Raw genomic sequence first — 17,937 nt, 5'->3', positions numbered from 1 at the left:
CGTTCAAATAGTCGGCGCCTGGCCCGTGAAATTCCATAAAGCCGGAAACAATTTTGCGACAACCTTTGATGACAACCATTACGCACGCGACGGGCAGGGCAGGGCACCTGGATCTTCGCGGCGTCGTGCCACTAAGGTTTGCACTTGACGGCATGCTATACGAGCGGGTGGTCAAAGCATTGGCCCGTGGGCAATCCAGCCGGATTTGTTCTATGACCACAGGAGATATTCGGCATGAGTAACGTCGTAACACTTCATGGCGACAAGCGCTGGAAAGCGGTTCTCGTCTATGGCCACCAGAACGGCCCCATTACGATCGAGCATTTTCTAGAAGAGATTTCCGAGCTTCATAACCTCATTGAACACGGCCCGGACTGGAACACCCTGATCACGGGCACGGTGACACTCAACCGTACAGACGGTGGTGAAGAGCAGAATAGCCAGGAAAAGAAGGCACGCCATGAACATCGGTGAGATCGCGGACAAGTTCATCCGGGCGGCTGAGATCGAGCGCGCTCGCCGTGAGCTTGTCGGGCCGGCCGCGGCGCGGGGCGCAGCAGCTGCCCTATTGTCCACAGCTACACCGATAGGCTCGGCTGGCGGAAGGAGGTCGGCGACAAGCTCGCTCCCAAGCTGATCCGCTCCGAAGAGCGCAAGGCATTATGGGGCCGGCATCGGCGTCATGCCGCCGGCACAGGAACTCAGCGACTCGAGCCGCTGCATGAGTGGCTCCTCTCGTTCCGGAGCTGGTGTTTCAAGGTGGAGGGCGTTCACCGGACGAGACCGGAAAAAGGCGCTTTGCAGCAAATTTCAGGAATTCTCGCCCGCAGGACATCGCAGAATAGCGAAAGCGCCGAAATCAGGCTGTTGCATCACACCCACGAAATCAGGGATGTTTCAGCGACAGTCACAGAATATGCGGGCGAACGAGATTGCCTGAATGTCTGAATCGCATGCGACGCCTTCGCAAATTTTCATCGGGGCATAACGACTTCTCTTGGCAGCCAAGCGAAATGAGCGCCGGCGCCAGCAGGTCGCAAGGCAGAAGGCGGCGGCGTAGACAGCGCGTGGCCGAAACCACGCGCCGCAATTTCACCTAGTCCTTGCAATTATCGTCGGCTTGAGCAGCAGCGGTTTTCTTGCCCTCTTGCTGGGCTTCAACGTCCTGCTGGGAAGTGGCCAAGTTTTTGTTGCCGCCACCCTCTTCAGTCCCCATAGGCATGGTCGATCCGTCTTTTTGGGCGGAGTCCTTGTTGTCGGGTGTTGCCGATTTTGGTTCCTCTAACGGCGCATGCGTACCATCCTTCGAGATCCCTGCGGTCTGCTCGGTGCCATTGGACGACGCCGAATTTTCAGGGCAGGCAGCCATTGCTGTCCCGGCACTCATCGAGATCAGGGCTGCGAAGATCAAAGCTGATGTCTTCATAATATTTGTCCTCGTTGCGGAAGGTGCCCAGGAAAACAACTGGCAGCAGGTCGCTTTGTTCCGGAGCAGAAGTTCGCATCCGCTACAATGTGACCGCTGTTGGCCTGACCGGCGAAAAGGCGGTCCGCGCCAAGCCGGCATCTGCAAGCCGAAGCGGGCGATGTGAAGCTGATGCGAGGACTGTGGAACGAAACCTTCCTCGACGAGGTCTGCTCGGTTTCCAATGCATAATCCGACGATCAGGTCGGCGCCTTCGCCGATGCCCTGAATGAGCTGGCGTTGGCGTCGACCTTCACGCTCGATACTGTTTAGGTGTCGGTATACTCCGGCATGTTCGTGAGCTGGTCCTCCGTCCATGTGGTGACCGCGTGAACATCGCCGTCTTCGTCCCGCATGAACTCTAGTTGGCTGGCAGGAACCGCTACTGACTTCGTGCCAATACCGAGGAAGCCGCCGACGTCGATGATGACTGTGGCGGTACTCCCGGTGCCGTCCACACGTGAGACCGATCCAATGTTCTCATCATCGGGGCCGTAGATCGTGGCGTCCTCGAGAATATCGGGTGTGAGTTCCGCCTCAGTTAGGCGGACATGATTGGTGTGGTCCATTGCCTGGCTCCTTGTGGGTTCGATTGGCCTTAATCCCCGGCAAGGCCATCTGTTCCGCAGGAAGCCCGGTAGACGTCAAATGTGATCTCGATGTTTCGCGACAGCCTGCCAATCCGGTCTCTCGCTGGACAGAGCGGCAGATTTTTGGGGCTGCCGCAACGAAACATCCGGCCAGTTTTGCGTTCGGCTCAAAAGGAACTGCTTATGAGCGGGGATGCTAGCGAGGAAAGGGCGGATGGCAGGTCTGTCGTCGAGATTCTTGCCCGGCGATTGGCCGAGCAAACAGGTATCTCGGAACCTGATGCTCGGCTGCTGATCGAACTGATCGGCACCAACTCGAATTTGTTGGTGCGTGAGGTCTCATCGGGAGCCACGACAACTTCCGCAAAGCCCGACTCGCGGGCTCTCACCGCGCGGCGCCACTTATAGATCAGGCTGGTCGCGACATCGTACTGACGCGCCACCGCCACTACTGTGGCCCCGGGCGCGAATGCCGCGGTAGGATTCGAATAATTCCGTGATCGCGGAATGTGAGGAGGCGGTCACGACGCTCAGTCCTTTGCACCGTCACCGTCCTGCACAGAGCCGTCGTTTTCATCTGCCGGCCTTTCTAACTCGGCCAGTTGCCGATCGGCCATTTCTTTGGCGAGGCCCACCAGGGCATCGGCGACGCGTTTCCGGATTCTCTTCAGTTGGTCAGAGGTAAGTCGCAATATTCCGGCGATGGACGGCTGCTTGGCCATGCCTGCATCTCCCGCATCCCAACCCTCGAGACGAGCAAGCGTTCCGGCCCGAAACTTTTACGGCAAAAGTCGACATTCAATCGACCCGCTTTTAATCCGGATCATGAAGTCCCGCCATCCGTTGCGCGAGCTCGAGCGGCCCAGCGGCTTGCGGTTAGGGGGAGACCGCCGGGCCTGACCAGCGAGCGTTAGGGGAGCTCGCATGGCTGAATATATATGAGTTAATTCTAATGTAACCGAAACATGCAAATGAAGTACGTGGGCGGTCATCCGCTGTGTAGAATCATAAGGTGCCCCGCGATGGGTCAATCCGTCTGGCACCGCAATTGCACGGTCAGCAATGCCGGGTACCCCAATGCACGGCACTCATGGGGTCCCGTCGCTTCGCAAATGTAGCGGCGGGTCTTCTACATACCGGTCGCGCCCCAGCGCCCCAGCCTACGCACGCGTGTTCAAGCTGGAACTAATATCCGTTCGGTAGCTTATGCCCAGATGAGCGCACGTGGCATCACCTTCCTGCACAAGTGGATTGCGAACAACGTTCCTGAAACGGCCCGGCCGGATTTGATTTTGATCAATGAGCTGACGCACAAGCTGTTTGCCGACGCAAAGTCAGTGGGCATCAGGCGTGAAGAGATCGATGAGGAAGTCGACAGTTTCTACCGCACCATAGTTGATGCCATTGTGCATTCCGATCCGGGATTGCCGGAATAGAGGGTTATCCACGGGAGCCGGCCTAATCTGTCAGCTTTCGGTTGATCGCTGGCGGGGAGAGGCCGGCGCCGCTTCGGGGGCGGGGTAGATCGCCTTGTTGGGCCTGCCCCGGCCGGGCGGCATTGGGATCCGGCCACGGCGCGACCGCCAGCAGCGACGCATTTGCAACACCAGATGCAGATCAACCGGACCCATTCCGGCTGGGCGTCGAACAGCAAGCGTTCCAGTGGAAACACATGCCGGAAACAGGCGAGTTCGCCACAGTGATCGAACTTGCCGCGGCCGAAAGGCTTGACCGCTCCTTCGTATCCCACGTGCTCCAGTTGACGCTGCTCGCGCCCGGGCTGGTCGAAGCCATACTCGACGGACGGCAGTCCATGGGGGTTCAGCTCCAGGCGCTCGTCAGGGGTTTGCCCGTCGAATGGGAACGGCAACGGGAGTTGATGGCTACTTCCTGCTGACCACCTTCTCTGCGGCCCCTCAGAGAAGCCAGGCCAGCGACTGGCGAAGTAGTGTCGTCCCATCCTCGTGGAACCACCGGCCATGGCTGAAGATCACGCGCTTTGGCTGAAACGCCACGAGGCGCTCCGCGGCCGCCTTCGCCTTCTTCCGTTTGATAATCATCCGCAGGTAGATGGGGGCCTTCCCCACAGGTGCCGTGACGCCTAAGAGTCGCGCCGCCGGCCTGATGATGAACGGCAGCTTTTCCGGCTCGAGATTCAGAACTAGATCCGTAAGCACCATAGTTCGGCTGTTCTTGTGATAGAACGCGACTTCGGTGAACCCACCGGCTCCTGGAATGAGAACCTGGTCGAGATCTTTCGACCAGGCTTCCGGCGCCGCTGCGGACAGATCGTGATCGATCCTGACGCCAGCCCGGCGGACCTGTGCCCGATGGCGCAAGCCCGGAGCGGCCCAAGTCGACGCTCCCTGGACATGGTTCTGCCACTCCTTGAGGAAGGTCCAGTGTGCACTGTTGGGCGCAACCAGATGCACTATCGGACCAATCTGCTCGAGCTGCTTTCTCAGCTCAAAGGCGAACCGTGTTGGTGAATGCAGCAGGAGACCGCCATTCCCGAGCTGGATAACGGTCATGCGCACCGGGACTGGGATGCCCATCACGCTAAGCGGTCCGCTATCGACGATCCAGATCCCCGGGGCGACAGGCTTGGCGACATCAAGAGGAGGGTAGGTGGCGTCTTCGGACTTCATGGTTGTGCTCCAATTCAGCTTGGAGCTGGCGCAACACGCCGTCGCAGAGGCAGGAAGCTTCACGCGCGCTGCGGCTAAGCGCCTTGATGCGGTAGGTCGAGCCGAACTAGCCTTGCAGCGTAACAACGGTCGAGCAGCAGCACTTCAGATGGATTTCAGAGCGGACCTTTCTGCCTCGGACCGCTTAAAGATGATAGTGACCGCAGTCCCTTCGCCAGCACTCGACTTTACGTCGAACTGCGCCTTGGCATTCTCGGCTAACGAGCGGGCGATCAGCGCGCCAAGCTTGCCGGTCTTGGGCCATGATTCGCCCTCCGGCAGGCCGATACCATCGTCGGCAACGATGACCCGGCAGCCGTCGCCATCTACGACGCTGTGCAGCGTTATCGTGCCGCCTTCGCGCCCCTGGAAAGCATGTTTTAGTGAATTGGTCAGCAATTCGTTCACGACCAGTCCCGCCGGCATGGCGACGTTTATTGAAACCGGATATGTGTCCACTTTCATGTCGAGGCGAATACCCTCTACGGCGTGGGAAGTCATCACCGCGGACGCGATCTGGCTGAGATAGACGCCAAGATCGACCTCCTCCTTCTGCTCGTCGGCCGATAGCGTCTGGTAGAGGATGGCCAGAGCGTCGACACGCCCGGCGAGCCTCTCAAACCGCTTCTGATCGGGCTCTGTGGCGTTGCGGGTTTCGAGACGGATCAACGCCGTGATCATCTGGAGGTTGTTCTTCACCCGATGCTGGAGTTCGCGCAGCAGCGTGTCCTTCTCGCGAACGAGCTCCTCCACCGGGCGCCCGTCGTCATTTTCACCATGGGCTGACACGTCGACCAGAGCCACCAACCGGAAGCACCGCATGCCATTGTCGTCCACGATGATGTTTGAATAAACGTCAGTTACTACGGCCCTGCCCGCTTCGCGCTCCAGCCGGAAGGTGCCGACGAAATCGGTCCCCTCAACCACGGCTTCGCCAAGTGGCCGGCCCTGGTGCTGATGGAGGCCGATACCAGGGAGTGCTGCCCAATTCTGCAGGGTAAGCGCGGCCGCCGTTAGACCTGACAGTTTTTCGAATTCCGGATTGGCATAGACCACGCGCTCTTTCGCGCTCAAGTCCGAAACAGCAATCGCGATTGGCACCTGGTCGAGGAATTTTTTGAACTGATCGCTTTCCAGAGCGGTGGCAAGATCGGGTGTATCGAGCAACTGCTCAACGGCCTTCTCTGAATCAGATGTCATCTCGGGGCCCGTTCTTTTCCCTTAAAAGCACAGTACCAGTCATGGGCTCAACCGGCCATCGCCAAATTTAAAGCCGCGGTGAGGTTCACGAGTAGGAAGGCACGAGCCTTGTCTCGCGGAGCGGTAGAACCAAGGTGAAGCGCAGGCCATCTTGTTGATAGTCGAGTTCAACCTTGGCATCACATTGCACGGGTACCACCTTTTCTAGAAGCGCGGTGCCAAAACCCCGCCGTGTCGGCGTCTGAACCGGGGGTCCGTTGCGCTCCTGCCAGGCGAGGCTGAGCGTCTGCCCAGCACCAGAACTGCCGACGGACCAACAGACGGCAAGCTGACCTTCAGGCCGAGACAACGCCCCGAATTTCGCCGAATTGGAGGCAAGCTCATGGAGGGCCATGCCGACCGGTACGGCAACGTCGGCAATGAGCGCGACGTTCGGTCCTTCAAGCCGTATACGTGAGCTGTCGTCTGTGTCGTAGTGTCGAAGTTCCCCCTCAAGAAGTTTGTTCAAAGAGGCGGTCTGCCAGTAGTCGTCCGTCAAAATCGAATGCGTTTCGGCCAGTGAGACGATCCTGGCCGAAAAATTACGCACGAACTCCTCAACGCTATCGGTTGACCTGGCCGTTGCGCCCATCATGGCCCTAACATTGGCCAGCGTGTTCTTGACGCGATGATGCAGTTCCCGGATCAGCAGGTTCTGCCGCTGGGTCACTTCCTGCTTCTGTTCGATATAGGACTTGACCTCGATCTGGCGGGCGCGGGCGCGCAGAGCAGATCGCACAGAGTTGGCCAAACTCGAGGCCAGAAACGGCCGTTCAAGCACAATCAGATGACGATCGAGAAACGCAAGACGCTTGTCGAACTCGGTGCCACGCATTGTCAGAAGCACGATTGGAAAATCTGACCACGCCGGCTGATTCTCGAGCCAAGCTGCAAACAGACTGCGATCGGCGCTGACCAGTGCCTCCTCGGCAACGACAAGGCAATGTGCGCGGTCCAGAAGCGGGATTACTTCGTCGAGACTCGAGCAGATGCATGAACTGATCCGATTGGCAGCGAGGATCGAACTTGCAATCTTGCCATCACGCCCTATCGGCGCAAGCACAAGAACTTCCGAGTCCAGTGTCATCAGGACGGCTCATCTTCGAGAAGGTCGGCCTTCTTGCCCTCGAATGAAGGCACGCCCGTAAGGATGCCTCGGAAATCCTCCAGTGGCTCACCCACAGCCAATCCAGCGGCGGTGATTTTGAACTCACGAATGGTGTCTTCGTGCGGGCCGACGCGCCTTTTTACGACCGAAATAGCGCGCCTCAAGCGACCGCCACTCTCGAAGAAGCGCAAAAGCATGACGGAATCGCAGAGATACGTCATTTCAACAGGAGCTGCCACCTGGCCAATCAGTCCATGATTGGCCAAAACCAGAATTGTAACCACTCCCTTGTGATTGAGATAGGTAAGGATCTCGTGCATTTGAAGCACGAGATGCTGCTCTCCAGACATGGTGTTAAGATAGCCGGTGAGGCTGTCGACGACGACGATCCTTGCATTGGACCCTTCGACGGCGGACCGAATGCGCGCCGACAACTCACCAGGCGAAAGCTCCGCCGGGTCGATCTGTTCCAGCAACAATCTGCCCTCTTCGGCAAACGCCTCCAGATTCATGCCGAGACCTGAAGCGCGCGCCATGAAGATTCGTTTTGTCTCGTCGAACAAGAGCACTAGGACGTTCTCGCCTCGGAGGAGCGCAGCATGACAATAAGCGCTGGCAATGGTTGATTTTCCGACCCCGGAGGGACCCATAAGCAGGGTGCTGGTGCCGCGCTCCAAGCCTCCGCCAGCCAGGTTGTCAATTGCAGTTTCGCTTGAGGCAGGCGGGCCATACTCGACCATCTCATGCTCGGAAGCGACAAGCCTGGGAAACACGGTCAGGCCGCCCGGCCGAATGACGAAATCGTGGTAGCCACCGCGGATTTGTACCCCACGCATCTTGATGACGCGCAGCCGCCGTCGCTCTCCGCCGTACACCGGCGACAGCTGTTCCAACCTAATGACGCCGTGACTGATCGAGTGTAAATTTAGATCGTCATGTTCTGCAGTCAGGTCATCGAGCAATAGGACAGTTGCGTTGCTGAGCAGGAAAAAGCTCTTAAGTGCCAGTACTTGCCGCCGATAGCGCAACGAGCCTTGTGACAAGAGACGAATTTCGGATAGCGAATCGAACACGACCCGGTCTGGCTTGAGGCGCTCGATTTCAGCCAGCGCTGATTGCACGGTCTCACCAAGCTCAAGATCGGAAGAATGAACCAATGTCTGGAGCTGGGATGGATCGAGGCTAAGCTCTGGAGGGACAAGCTCTAGGATCTCTATGCCATCGAGGCTCAAGCCATGTCGGCTCGCGACCGAAAGCAGCTCGCGCTTACTTTCGGAAAGTGTGATGTAGAGGCATCTCTCCTTGTTCTGGGCGCCATTGAGCAAAAACTGCAGCCCGAGTGTGGTCTTTCCCGAGCCGGGTGTGCCTTCGACGAGATGAGATCGGAACTTGGCGTACCCACCTCGAAGGACATAATCGAGGCCTTCAACTCCTGTGACTATCGGTGAAGCGTCGTCGGTTTCCACGTTGGCCCCTTCGCATTGGTGAACACCCTAACGGCCAGCATTTTCAATGGTTCCGTACGCCCGATATGCCGTTCTCACGCCCGTATATGCTGGGACGGACATGCGGCGGACGAAGTCAGTTCGCCTCCACGCGGCCCAGCCGCTCGTAGCGGCACCAAAGATGTTCAACACGTGACGCGGCACCCGTACGGAGCCGCATTGCGATCTTGGCTACCGGAATCCGGCCGCCGACAGAGTGTACCAGTCGCTGAGCGGCCCGCTCGCCTTGAACCTACTTTTCATACTTGAAAATCAAGAGCGGACTGTGATGCCGATCGGGGCTTCAAGCAGTTTCTGTCGGATCCAGTTGTCCGCCATCCCCGAGCCGGGCTTGCGCATTTCCTCCACCCAGCGTCGTATTTGTGTCTTGGTCCGCTGTCTCCTCAGTATATTTCCGGGCCTTGCATACGTGGTAACGCCAAGCCGGACTGCGCCTTGTCGTGCAGTCTTCTTTTCCGGAAGCGCAGCGGATTCTTCTATTTCTCGGTTACCTGTTACACGACGATCGGCTTTGGCGAAGTCTATGCCACTGGACCGATGCGAATCGTTGCTGCCTTGGAGGGTCTCAACGGACTCGTCCTGATCGCTTGGTCAGCATCGTTCGCATACGCATCGTTTTCGGATCTGTGGAAGCGGAAGCAAGACTGACGCGCGTTGCAGAGGTCGTGTTCTTTCGTCATAGCTGTTCGCGCCGAAAAGGTGCGGCGGGCTTTTTCCGTTCAGGCGCCTATGAGCTTGTAACCGTTTACCTGAATGTTCCCCATAGGGGCTTATTCAAAATTCGCCAAATACGCGCACGCGCGCGAGGGGAGTGAGACCAAGCAGGGCCGTGCCTGCCGCGCCGAGGAGCGGACATATCAAATGGAGCGAAATTCTTAGTCATTCATTAATCAGTTTTTCCTTAAATACCTCCATGGAATTGGGCGCCCGAATCTTGAGGCGGTTTGTCCGCTGTCTGCGACAATGCATCGGCACGAGCGGCAACGTTGCCACCATCTTTGCCCTGTCATTGCCGATTATCGTTGGTGGTGCGGGTCTCGGGGTCGAGACCTCCTATTGGTATTATAGCAGCTTGAAACTACAGGCGGTGGCGGACGCGGCAGCCTATGCTGGCGCTCTGGAACAGGTTTCGGGATCCGACAAACCCGCGATTGTCTCGGCCGCGACGTTTTCAGCGACCTCGAACGGTTTTGCAGCGTCAACGGGCACGATTGAAGTTTTCACACCCCCGTCATCCGGACCGAATGTCGCAAAAAAGGCGGTCGAGGTCATCGTCCATCAGACGCTCGATCGATTTTTCACATCGATATTCAGTCAAAGCGCGGTCGGCGCACAGGCAAGGGCCGTGGCTCTTATCACGGACGCGTCAAAAGCCTGCGTTCTGGCGCTCAACCCTTCCGCTTCGAGAGCGGCGCTCTTTTCCGGCAGTTCAACCACAAAACTGACGGGCTGCTCCGTCATGTCGAATTCGATTGCTCCGGACGCCTTCAAGCTTCAGGGATCGGCAAGCCTTGACGCCGACTGCCTGATATCGGCTGGTGGGATGTCATTGGCCAATCCGGTGAAGACCGTCTGCGCCAGCCCGATCACCCAGGCGTTGCCCGCTGCCGATCCTTTTGCCGATCTTTCGGCGCCACCGGCCACGAACCCCTGTCAAAACGGCAATCAGTCGACGTTGCAGCCTGGGACATACTGCAAGGGACTCAGCCTGAGCGGCAATGTAACCCTCTCGCCTGGGGTATACGTTATTCAGGGGGGCGATTTCAAAGCGAACTCGAATGCAAATATTTCCGGCGAAGGAGTCATCATCTATCTGGCCGGCAGCTCCGGCGTCAGCATGAACGGCAACGCCACCGTCAAGCTTAGCGCACCGACATCGGGCACCTATTCGGGTGTGCTGTTTTACGGCGACAGAGCAAACCTGGCGGGATCGAACACGTTCAATGGCACGGCGGATTCGCTTTTGACCGGCGCCCTGTATTTTCCAACGCAGGGGGTCAATTACCTCGGCAATTTCTCGGGCCAAGGTGGTTGCACACAGGTCGTCGCCAGTACCGTGCAGTGGTCCGGCAACGCAAACGTCAACCAGGATTGTACGAGCCTCGGGATGCGACAGATCCCGGCGACGCAGTCCGTTCGCCTTGTCGAGTAACCGTCATGGAACCAAGCTGTCGCCCTTGAAGCGACGGTCGCCGGGGATTTGGCGAAATGGCTGAAGACGAACAGAGGGGCCAACGCAGGCAGCGCGTCTTCAAGGGCGCGACGATCCTGACCGGCATGACCAATTCCGAGGTCACGTGCACAGTGCGCAACATGCATGACGGCGGCGCCGAACTGAAGGTCTCGATCGACGCACGCGTGCCCGACGAGTTCCTGCTCTATGTGCCGACCGACGGCATCGCCTACAAGGCAGTGGTCCGCTGGCGCCGCGAAGACCGCATCGGCATCATGTTCACCGGCACCGAGCCAAAGCCCCACTGGCACTACGGCTAAATCCCTTTAACAATGCCTCCTAGCCGTCTGCTCGGCGGCGATGACCCCGGTCCTTTGGACGCCTTGTTCCAGGTAGCCCTACCGCTGTTAAAACAGCGGGGTAACAGTGAGAAACCCGCGGCCCAGACCCTCTTGAACTTTTGAGTGTTCGCAGCAAGGGGCTCGTACGAATTTTGCACATTGCGGTGGCCGATTATTTGCCATCCTGCCGGGGCCGAGATCAGGTCCGGCCCGTTTCCATCCCCCCGGCCGGCGGATGCCGAGCGATTAGGTTCGATCCTTCGACAATGCCGGTTGCGGGCTCCGCTAACACAGCGTTTCGCACGGGACCCCGTCGCCATCGCGATCCAGCTTGCGACCCCATGGGCAGTTGTTGAGATACCATTGGGCTTGGTCGCAGGAGCTTATCTTAGAGCATGTTCGGCGAGGCTGGCACGTCGAAAAACGTGAGGCCTTCACGTGTCCGCGACCGCGGCGCTCGTGTCTCGCTGGACTAGCCGGCGATCGGCCGACGCGGCCGCGATCTCCTTCAGCGACAGCGCCGCAACGTTGCCGTACGTCGCGCCTTTAGACCGGTAGCAGCTTAAGCGGAGAGCCGGCTTCGAGGGTGACCAAGAGGGTCCAGGGAAATAAACGCCTTTGGCAATCAAATCTTCAGGATAGCCTGACATGCTTGCCCCTCAGCCAGACCACCGGATGGCTCAAATTGTTCAGGAAAGGGGGGCTTCAGGGCCCGTCGATTGGTAGATCGGACGCACCTCGACATGCAGGACGACCCTGCCGTCACAGCCGAAGTTGAGCGACTTCTGGCGCATCGCACACGCGACATCCGGCTCAAAGGCGAGATCAAACGCCTGTTTCAGGCACGTGTCTGGTCGCAAACGGCCAAGATCATCCGCGCCTGGATGATCTGGGTGGCTTTCCTTGATGTACTGACGTTGGCGCTCAACATGGTGATGCTTCCAAGGACGATCGCGTTATCAATGCTCCTGCCTGGCGCCATCATCCCGCCCGTCGCTGCAGCCGTAGTCTTTGTCTGGCGAAAACGGCGCCCCTCCTGGGTCCAAGGGGTCTCGCTGATTACAGGCATATTCCTCATCCTGTTGTCGATCGTATTGGTTGGCGCAAGCGCCGGCGGCGAGTTCTACGAACGACACTTGAACATCATGCTGTTCGTGGCGATTACGGCCATCATCATCTTCGGCATCCCTCAGGCATGGACCGTGACGGTCGCCGCCTTGGCTCTCGGTCTCTATCTCGTCTTTCAGTTGCAGAACCCGGACCTTGAGATTGGCAATGCTGTGGCTGCCACGTTGTTTTTCGCCAGCGGCATTCTCGCTACGGTCGCCGCGCGCCGTACGATGACAATTCTCGCTCAGAAGACTTTTCTGTTTGAGCTTCGAGACCGGCACAGGGTTGCCGAACTGGCCGAAGCGAACGATCGGCTGGAGCTTCTAGCGAGAACCGATCCGCTAACCGGTATCGACAATCGACGCCGGATGACGGAAACGCTCGACCACGTTTGGGGCGGTGGCGGGAAATGCCCCGGCGGTGCCGCTATGCTGATGTGCGACATCGACGACTTTAAGAAGCTTAACGATCATCTCGGTCATGCTGAGGGCGATCGTTGCCTCATTGAGGTCGCCCGCTTGATCCGGGAGAACGTGAGGCGCGATCGCGATCATGTGGCGCGCTACGGCGGTGAAGAATTTCTCGTGCTCCTTCCAAGTGTGAGCGAGCAGGAGGCCACCGTTGTAGCCGAGCGAATCCGCGAGTGTGTGGAAGCTGCCTGTTTTCCTAATCCTGAATCGCGCGTGTCCCGCTATATCACTCTTAGCATCGGCGTGGCGGTCCAGGCGCCGGCCCAGGCCATTTCGCCAGAGCAGCTCCAGCGCCAAGCGGATGAAGCACTCTATGTTGCTAAGCAAACCGGCCGCAATCGGGTGGTGTTCCACAGGCTGGCGTCATTGAGACTTTTGGGTGCTCCGTCGATACGGTGAATACCGGCGAGTGGCAGGCGACCAGCCAGTCGTTATGCCCACCGGGCCTTCGCTGAATAGCTACCAGCGCTGCGGCGAGTAGGGGCGGTCTTCCCAGTAATAGATAGCCTGCTGCGGTCGCCGTGCGCGGGGACAGGCCCACGCCCACCTCGGTTCATGTGATCGGTCGTCGAGGCACCGCTAGGATTGATAGTTCGAGCGACTCAGGCTCCTAGTTACTCCCGCCTATCAAAGTTGCCAGCAGATTGCCGCGCGAGAACGTTGCGCAAATTCGAGACTTGCCATTGGCCGTTGCGCGCTGTTCGAACGCCTCGATTGTTCAGGGCGATTGCCAGGCCACGCAGGCTGGTGATGCCGGACTGCTGGATGGAGGCGATGATCGGCAGCACGGTCTGGGCAAATCTGTCAGCCTCCCGGATTGAGATTTTCCGACCTTTCGCCGCAGCTTCCGCTGGGTTGGTCGGATTGCTGAGTTTTATGCCAGTGATCTTGCGTGAGGCGAGGGCGGCTTTAGTCCGTTCCGAGATCAATCGACGCTCCTTCTCGGCCAAAGCGGCGTAAAGGTGCAACATGAACGGATCGGCATCAGCACCAAGTTCGGCGACTATGAAAGGAACGCGCTGGACCATCAGGCCGGCTATGAACGCGACATCTCGCGACAGGCGGTCGAGCTTCGCCACTACGACCGGGCATTTTGTCTGGCAGGCCAGGGCGAGGGCGGCTGTCAGTTGCGGCCGTCGATCAAGAGCATCCGCGCCCTTGCCGGTTTCGATCTCGGTGAACTCCTGGAGGATGATCATTCCCTCGGCCTCGGCAAAGCGGGCGACCGCGGCACGCTGGGCCTCGATGCCCAAGCCCGAGCGTCCTTGCCGCTGTGTAGAGACTCGATAGTAGGCGACCGCGCTCGTCATGCTGCTGTTTCCGGGGTGTTCAAACTGCAAACCACCGTTTGCAGTGTGCTCACAGGCGAAAGAGAAGCAACTTCTAAGTGGTTGATTAATTCTTCCGGTTATCGGCGAGCGTAGCATGGCGCACCAGCCGGTTTCCTCCATAAGACGCACTCCCGACTAGGCGACCGGGATGAGAAGCCATCACAAGCGTTCTACGACGTAAATTGACCCAATCCGGTCATTTCCACCGCATCTCCGCATCTCCAAAGCGGCCGGACAGCCAAGCCGGCGCTGATGACCTAAGCGGTCATCTTATTGAAAGAGCATTCCGTTCAGAACTCGTGGATGAGGTGTTGCGTATACGGAGTAACGCCGCCATCCTCTAGAGCACAGTCGCGCACACTCGCGTCCGGATAAGGACTAGAATAGGGTGAAAGGCAAAGCCGCTACGACCGATCAGGGAAGGCGCACGGCACGTATGGACCGACGGCTTACGGCAATACTTGCTGCCGACGTGGTTGGCTACAGCCGCCTCATGGGCGAGGACGAGGTAGGCACGCTCGAGGGACTGAAGAGCTGTCGTCGCGAACTGATCGACCCTGAGATCAAGAAGCACCACGGCCGCATGATCAAGCTCATGGGCGACGGCGCGCTCGTCGAGTTCGCCAGCGTCGTCGATGCCGTCCAGTGTGCTGCTGCGATCCAGCGCCGGATGGCCGACCGCAACAAGGGCACCGCCGAAGCCCGGCAAATCCGGTTTCGCATCGGTGTCAATCTTGGAGATATAATCGTTGAGGGTGACGATATCTACGGCGACGGGGTAAACATCGCCGCCCGTCTGCAGGAGATCGCAGAGCCCGGCGGAATTTGTATCTCCGGGACGGCGTTCGATCACGCGGTGCACAAAGTGGATGTCGGCTTTGCGGATCTCGGAGGGCAGCGCCTCAAGAATATCGCGGATCCGGTTCGCGCCTATCGGGTTCTGCTCGATCCCGGAGAAGCGGGGAAGATCCTGGCGGCACCACGCCGGCCAGGTTCGCGCATCATGGTTTTGGCAGGAGTAGCAGCGCTGCTCATCGTCTTGCTTGCAGGCATTTTTGCATGGCAATGGCAAAAACCCTCCGCGCTCCGAAAGCCATCCATTGCAGTACTGCCGTTTACGAACCTGAGCGGCGATCCTGGCCAGGACTATTTTGCTGACGGCATCACCGAAGATTTGATCACCGACCTTGCCAAGCTTTCCGGCCTCGATGTGATCGCCCGCAACTCCGTATTCGCGTACAAGGGAAAGCCCCTGGTTTTGGCAGATGTTGGGCGTGACCTTGGCGTGCGCTTTGTCGTTGACGGCAGCGTGAGGCGGACCGGCGATCAAATCCGCCTCAACGCGCAACTCATCGATATCGCCACTGGCGACAATCTATGGGCTAATCGGTTCGATCGCGGCATCGCGGACGTGTTTGCCGTCCAGGACGAGATGAGCCGGGACGTTGCCAAAGCACTCGGCGTGCAACCTTCTGCTACGGAGAGCGAGCGGATGGCACGCCCGCCGACCTCCAATCTTGAAGCCTACGATTACTACCTGCGCGCTGAGCAGGCGGCTCGCTCCGGTGGGGGCTCAGGTCTGAGGAAAGCACTTGCGCTCTATGAAAAGGCGGAGGAAGTCGACACCGCTTTCGCTGAAGCCTTCGCGGCTGACGCACGAACGAGTATCTATGTTTGGCGGGCTAGCTTCGACGACATCACCCCGAGCGCGCTTGCGAGAAAGAGAGCTTATGAAAGGGCAGGCAAGGCATTGGAACTCGATCCGGACCTTTCATCGCCCTATGCCCTTCTAGGCATCATGCAGGTCATCGATCGCCATTACGACGAAGCGATCGCCTCGGCGAAGCGGGCCGTCGCAATCGGCCCGGGAGACGCTGGGTCTCATATCGCCCTCGGATACGTGCAGTTGTTCGCTGGCAATCACGCCGAGGCGGCCAATGCCGTCGAGACGGCATTGAAGCTCGATCCCAATCTGCCCCCCATGGACCGGGAAATCGCTGGTCTCGTTTTTCTCCTTCAGGGCGACACCGCGAAGGCCATCGAGACTCTCGAGCGTACCCGCGACGATGCCCCGGCGGATGGTGGTTTTCGGATTCTGCTCGCAGCGGCATACGCTCGCGCCGGCCGTTTGCAGGATGCAAAAGCGGCAATCGCCGAGGGCCTCCGCGTGACTTCGACGTCCGAATCCCCTGCTCGGCGGCGGTCCTTAGCTGCATGGCGACATTTTTATGCCAATTTGCGCAACGCTGAGGATTTAGCTCTGATCCTCGACGCCATGCGCCAAGCAGGCTTGCCCGAGTGGCCTTTCAACTTCACCGCCGACGAACAGAACCGGTTGAACGGCGCAGAGATCGCTTCTCTCGTCCTGGGCCATACACTGCAGGGTCAGCTCGAGCCCGATCGTCAACCTGCCATCATGCAGGTCGCACAGGATGGCACAGCGGGCTTCCGCACGATGACGCGAATGCTCACGCTAAGAGTCTACGTCGATCATGACGTCTTATGTGAGCAGAGCGAGAATTCGTTTGGACGCCCCGAGTGTGGTCCCGTTTACAAACGCAGCGATGTTCCCGGTGAGGAATATTCCTACGTCAATTCAGGTAAGGTGTTTCACTTCGTGACGGTGAATTGAGCTTGTGACTTTCAAGGGTTATTGATCGACTCCCAATCCGGCTCATGGACTGCCAACTTTGCTTCGACGACCGGCCATTTTGCATCGCCCTTCGGAACAAGATCATCGGCATTTTCCGCAAAGGCGGCCGCGTTGCCTTCGTCGTAGATCAGGTAGAGCTTGCCATCGATGATCTTGAACGCTTCCGGATCGACATTGACGGTGACGGATTCATTGAGTGCGACCTCGCCCGCGCAGTAACCACCATATTGAGGAGCGTATTTGGCAGGTTCGCTCATGAACATTTCTTTGTGTTCCTTGCTGGCGAAGTGCCACGCCGTTCCAAGCCACTCATAGGAAAATTCTTCGGAACCCTGAACGGCCTTGCCATCGGTGAAATACGCGACCGTGTCGTAGCCCATGATCGCCACTCCGCCGAAGTAGCCGGTATTCACCGAGTCGGCGAAGGCAGAGCCTGCACCGGCCATCAAGGTGAGCGCACATACGACTGCCGACGCCGAATTGCGAACCAGTCTCCTCGTGATCGATATGTTCATCTGCGTTCTCCCTTCAATCGTGGATAGCTTCGCACTTCGCAGCGTTCGCTTCGCCAAGGACTTTCGCCTGGCACGTGGCGCCGTGCCGTTTGAATAGTTTTATGATGTCAGTATTGCCCTTCCAGAACGCGCGGGTAATCGGCATATAGCCATGACCCTCGGCCCGGTTCACATCCGCACCTTGCGCAATGAGGAATTCTGCCAGTTCGACATGGTTTTCCTCACCCGCTATCACCAAAGGTGTGACCCCAGACTTGTTAGCGGAGTCTTCGAGCACCGCCCCCTGTTCAAGCAACAGCTTGGCGATTGGGAGGCTTCCAGAAAAGGCAGCCGCGTGGAGGGGGGTAAACCCACCGGAATTGCGCGCCATGACGTCGGCGCCCTTGCTCAGCAGGAATTTCGCAATGGCAAGCTGATCGTCGAGAGCAGCGGCGATGAGGGGGGTGGCCTGGTCGCGTGCCCGGCTGTCGACGTTGGCACCGTCAGTCAATGCTTGCTCGACGGCGGCTTTGTTGCCGGCGGCGATGGCGTCGAACAGCACATCACCTGCGTCTGCCGGTGTCGCGACAAACGCCAACACACAAAATGTCAACAGCCCACGCATCCCTACTGATATCACGCGTGGGGATGGCGTACAAGTTCGGCAGGGGACGGTGGTCCGCGACATGGCGCTCTCGCCTTGCCGGCCATCGGAGCAAGCAACGGGAATGTCCGGTTCGGATTGCGCCAGGAATGGCCGGGATTGGGGCG

Annotated in this window: 20 protein-coding genes; 8 read left to right on the top strand and 12 right to left on the bottom strand. The window is 58.7% G+C overall.

The window, feature by feature from the left end:
* Positions 1-234: 234 nt before the first annotated feature.
* Entirely contained in the window at positions 235-474 is a 240-nt protein-coding gene (locus tag AC0L25_RS13815; protein ID WP_473595996.1) for a hypothetical protein, read from the top strand.
* A gap of 622 nt (positions 475-1,096) precedes the next feature.
* Here the strand turns inward: AC0L25_RS13815 and AC0L25_RS13810 are convergent.
* From AC0L25_RS13810 to AC0L25_RS13795, 4 genes are all read right to left on the bottom strand, one after another.
* A complete protein-coding gene (locus AC0L25_RS13810; protein ID WP_473595995.1) occupies positions 1,097-1,426 on the bottom strand; it encodes a hypothetical protein in 330 nt (109 codons plus the stop codon).
* Positions 1,427-1,734: 308 nt separating this feature from the next.
* Positions 1,735-2,034 carry a PRC-barrel domain-containing protein gene (locus AC0L25_RS13805; RefSeq protein WP_473595994.1) on the bottom strand — a complete coding sequence of 100 codons (300 nt, stop codon included), beginning with the start codon at positions 2,032-2,034 and terminating at the stop codon, positions 1,735-1,737.
* A 188-nt stretch (positions 2,035-2,222) separates the two neighbouring features.
* Positions 2,223-2,564, bottom strand: a complete 342-nt coding sequence (locus AC0L25_RS13800; protein WP_473596055.1) for a transposase — start codon at positions 2,562-2,564, stop codon at positions 2,223-2,225.
* Positions 2,565-2,585: 21 nt separating this feature from the next.
* A complete protein-coding gene (locus AC0L25_RS13795; RefSeq protein WP_473595993.1) occupies positions 2,586-2,777 on the bottom strand; it encodes a hypothetical protein in 192 nt (63 codons plus the stop codon).
* Positions 2,778-3,269: 492 nt separating this feature from the next.
* Between AC0L25_RS13795 and AC0L25_RS13790 the strand changes: the two genes are divergently transcribed.
* Positions 3,270-3,491, top strand: a complete 222-nt coding sequence (locus AC0L25_RS13790) for a DUF768 domain-containing protein (protein ID WP_473595992.1) — start codon at positions 3,270-3,272, stop codon at positions 3,489-3,491.
* 122 nt (positions 3,492-3,613) lie between these two features.
* Positions 3,614-3,952 carry a hypothetical protein gene (locus AC0L25_RS13785; protein WP_473595991.1) on the top strand — a complete coding sequence of 113 codons (339 nt, stop codon included), beginning with the start codon at positions 3,614-3,616 and terminating at the stop codon, positions 3,950-3,952.
* 19 nt (positions 3,953-3,971) lie between these two features.
* On the opposite strand, the gene AC0L25_RS13780 is transcribed toward AC0L25_RS13785, so the two are convergent.
* The 4 genes from AC0L25_RS13780 to AC0L25_RS13765 form a co-directional block, all read right to left on the bottom strand.
* Positions 3,972-4,703 (bottom strand): DUF4336 domain-containing protein, encoded by a 732-nt coding sequence (locus AC0L25_RS13780; RefSeq protein ID WP_473595990.1) that lies wholly within the window; start codon positions 4,701-4,703, stop codon positions 3,972-3,974.
* A 144-nt stretch (positions 4,704-4,847) separates the two neighbouring features.
* Positions 4,848-5,942 carry a sensor histidine kinase gene (locus AC0L25_RS13775; protein ID WP_473595989.1) on the bottom strand — a complete coding sequence of 365 codons (1,095 nt, stop codon included), beginning with the start codon at positions 5,940-5,942 and terminating at the stop codon, positions 4,848-4,850.
* 85 nt (positions 5,943-6,027) lie between these two features.
* Positions 6,028-7,068, bottom strand: coding sequence for a sensor histidine kinase (locus AC0L25_RS13770; RefSeq protein ID WP_473595988.1), 1,041 nt, complete (start codon positions 7,066-7,068; stop codon positions 6,028-6,030).
* Entirely contained in the window at positions 7,068-8,555 is a 1,488-nt protein-coding gene (locus AC0L25_RS13765; RefSeq protein ID WP_473595987.1) for an ATPase domain-containing protein, read from the bottom strand. The genes AC0L25_RS13770 and AC0L25_RS13765 overlap by 1 nt, the downstream gene beginning before the upstream one ends.
* A 399-nt stretch (positions 8,556-8,954) precedes the next feature.
* Between AC0L25_RS13765 and AC0L25_RS13760 the strand changes: the two genes are divergently transcribed.
* The 3 genes from AC0L25_RS13760 to AC0L25_RS13750 all read left to right on the top strand — a co-directional run bounded on the left by AC0L25_RS13760 (position 8,955) and on the right by AC0L25_RS13750 (position 11,087).
* Complete coding sequence (locus AC0L25_RS13760; RefSeq protein ID WP_473595986.1) at positions 8,955-9,242, top strand: potassium channel family protein; 288 nt, start codon at positions 8,955-8,957, stop codon at positions 9,240-9,242.
* A 286-nt stretch (positions 9,243-9,528) separates the two neighbouring features.
* Positions 9,529-10,746: a pilus assembly protein TadG-related protein gene (locus AC0L25_RS13755; RefSeq protein WP_473595985.1), complete on the top strand. Its 1,218-nt coding sequence runs from the start codon at positions 9,529-9,531 to the stop codon at positions 10,744-10,746.
* A 56-nt stretch (positions 10,747-10,802) separates the two neighbouring features.
* Positions 10,803-11,087 carry a PilZ domain-containing protein gene (locus AC0L25_RS13750; protein WP_473595984.1) on the top strand — a complete coding sequence of 95 codons (285 nt, stop codon included), beginning with the start codon at positions 10,803-10,805 and terminating at the stop codon, positions 11,085-11,087.
* 306 nt (positions 11,088-11,393) lie between these two features.
* Here the strand turns inward: AC0L25_RS13750 and AC0L25_RS13745 are convergent, their stop codons facing one another.
* Positions 11,394-11,546, bottom strand: a complete 153-nt coding sequence (locus tag AC0L25_RS13745) for an excalibur calcium-binding domain-containing protein (RefSeq protein ID WP_473595983.1) — start codon at positions 11,544-11,546, stop codon at positions 11,394-11,396.
* Positions 11,547-11,851: 305 nt separating this feature from the next.
* Here AC0L25_RS13745 and AC0L25_RS13740 point away from each other — a divergent pair, with 305 nt between their 5' ends.
* A complete protein-coding gene (locus AC0L25_RS13740; protein WP_473595982.1) occupies positions 11,852-13,087 on the top strand; it encodes a GGDEF domain-containing protein in 1,236 nt (411 codons plus the stop codon).
* 215 nt (positions 13,088-13,302) lie between these two features.
* Here AC0L25_RS13740 and AC0L25_RS13735 read toward each other — a convergent pair whose 3' ends face one another.
* Positions 13,303-14,139, bottom strand: coding sequence for a recombinase family protein (locus tag AC0L25_RS13735; RefSeq protein WP_473595981.1), 837 nt, complete (start codon positions 14,137-14,139; stop codon positions 13,303-13,305).
* Between the two features lie 316 nt (positions 14,140-14,455).
* On the opposite strand from AC0L25_RS13735, the gene AC0L25_RS13730 reads away from it, so the two are divergent.
* Positions 14,456-16,651 carry an adenylate/guanylate cyclase domain-containing protein gene (locus AC0L25_RS13730; protein ID WP_473596054.1) on the top strand — a complete coding sequence of 732 codons (2,196 nt, stop codon included), beginning with the start codon at positions 14,456-14,458 and terminating at the stop codon, positions 16,649-16,651.
* An 11-nt stretch (positions 16,652-16,662) separates the two neighbouring features.
* Here the strand turns inward: AC0L25_RS13730 and AC0L25_RS13725 are convergent, their stop codons facing one another.
* Together AC0L25_RS13725 and AC0L25_RS13720 are read right to left on the bottom strand one after the other, a co-directional pair.
* The gene (locus AC0L25_RS13725; protein WP_473595980.1) at positions 16,663-17,187 is read right to left on the bottom strand and encodes a YHS domain-containing (seleno)protein; all 525 of its coding nucleotides are present in this window, start codon (positions 17,185-17,187) and stop codon (positions 16,663-16,665) included.
* Positions 17,188-17,200: 13 nt separating this feature from the next.
* Positions 17,201-17,791, bottom strand: a complete 591-nt coding sequence (locus tag AC0L25_RS13720; RefSeq protein WP_473595979.1) for an ankyrin repeat domain-containing protein — start codon at positions 17,789-17,791, stop codon at positions 17,201-17,203.
* Positions 17,792-17,937 lie beyond the last annotated feature (146 nt).

The sequence above is a fragment of the Mesorhizobium sp. WSM4813 genome (assembly GCF_055811555.1).
The sequence above is the reverse complement of the archived record's forward strand: the minus strand, read 5'-3'. Positions and strand labels throughout refer to the sequence as shown.

Excerpts from the sequence above, each read along its gene's own strand:
- AC0L25_RS13815 (WP_473595996.1), top strand. The coding sequence starts at position 235 with ATGAGTAACGTCGTAACACTTCATGGCGACAAGCGCTGGAAAGCGGTT.
- AC0L25_RS13810 (WP_473595995.1), bottom strand. The coding sequence starts at position 1,426 with ATGAAGACATCAGCTTTGATCTTCGCAGCCCTGATCTCGATGAGTGCC.
- AC0L25_RS13805 (WP_473595994.1), bottom strand. The coding sequence starts at position 2,034 with ATGGACCACACCAATCATGTCCGCCTAACTGAGGCGGAACTCACACCC.
- AC0L25_RS13795 (WP_473595993.1), bottom strand. The coding sequence starts at position 2,777 with ATGGCCAAGCAGCCGTCCATCGCCGGAATATTGCGACTTACCTCTGAC.
- AC0L25_RS13790 (WP_473595992.1), top strand. The coding sequence starts at position 3,270 with ATGAGCGCACGTGGCATCACCTTCCTGCACAAGTGGATTGCGAACAAC.
- AC0L25_RS13780 (WP_473595990.1), bottom strand. The coding sequence starts at position 4,703 with ATGAAGTCCGAAGACGCCACCTACCCTCCTCTTGATGTCGCCAAGCCT.
- AC0L25_RS13775 (WP_473595989.1), bottom strand. The coding sequence starts at position 5,942 with ATGACATCTGATTCAGAGAAGGCCGTTGAGCAGTTGCTCGATACACCC.
- AC0L25_RS13770 (WP_473595988.1), bottom strand. The coding sequence starts at position 7,068 with ATGACACTGGACTCGGAAGTTCTTGTGCTTGCGCCGATAGGGCGTGAT.
- AC0L25_RS13750 (WP_473595984.1), top strand. The coding sequence starts at position 10,803 with ATGGCTGAAGACGAACAGAGGGGCCAACGCAGGCAGCGCGTCTTCAAG.
- AC0L25_RS13740 (WP_473595982.1), top strand. The coding sequence starts at position 11,852 with ATGCAGGACGACCCTGCCGTCACAGCCGAAGTTGAGCGACTTCTGGCG.
- AC0L25_RS13735 (WP_473595981.1), bottom strand. The coding sequence starts at position 14,139 with ATGGAGGAAACCGGCTGGTGCGCCATGCTACGCTCGCCGATAACCGGA.
- AC0L25_RS13730 (WP_473596054.1), top strand. The coding sequence starts at position 14,456 with ATGGACCGACGGCTTACGGCAATACTTGCTGCCGACGTGGTTGGCTAC.
- AC0L25_RS13725 (WP_473595980.1), bottom strand. The coding sequence starts at position 17,187 with ATGAACATATCGATCACGAGGAGACTGGTTCGCAATTCGGCGTCGGCA.
- AC0L25_RS13720 (WP_473595979.1), bottom strand. The coding sequence starts at position 17,791 with ATGCGTGGGCTGTTGACATTTTGTGTGTTGGCGTTTGTCGCGACACCG.